Here is a 438-nt window from a genome sequence, read left to right on the forward strand (position 1 = left end):
GCTACCTCCATGCCAATTCCGGCCCCGGCATTTTGCCCCTGCCGCATCCAAGCTGGCGCAACACGGGGTGGCTGAAAAAGAACCCGTGGTTCACGGAGTAGCTGCTTCCGGTTCTGCGACAACATGTGGAAATGCGGATTTAGTGAAACAATTTTCTGTTTTTCTGCGAAAATTAGTGTATTGAAAGGAAATTAATTCAGGAGGGTAGACGCATTGGATCGCCTAGACCGTAAGATTTTGCGCATTCTGCAAGAGGATTCCACGCTGGCTGTTGCCGATCTGGCGAAAAAGGTCGGCCTTTCCACGACGCCCTGTTGGCGGCGTATCCAGAAGATGGAGGAAGACGGCGTTATCCGCCGGCGTGTGGCGTTGCTCGATCCGGTCAAGGTCAACACCAAGGTCACGGTTTTCGTTTCCATCCGCACCGCCTCCCATTCC

1 protein-coding gene and 1 pseudogene are annotated in these 438 nt (G+C 53.9%); both read left to right on the plus strand.

What is annotated here, in order from left to right; genetic code table 11:
* Nucleotides 1–101, plus strand: a pseudogene (locus tag EN749_RS39345) (uracil-DNA glycosylase family protein); the annotation flags it as partial.
* 112 nt (nt 102–213) lie between these two features.
* Nucleotides 214–438: winged helix-turn-helix transcriptional regulator (locus EN749_RS37180; protein WP_128365163.1), on the plus strand; the 225-nt coding region annotated here is incomplete at its 3' end.

It is taken from the genome of Mesorhizobium sp. M7A.F.Ca.ET.027.02.1.1 (assembly GCF_004022985.1).
In the GTDB taxonomy this organism is placed as follows: Bacteria; Pseudomonadota; Alphaproteobacteria; order Rhizobiales; family Rhizobiaceae; genus Mesorhizobium.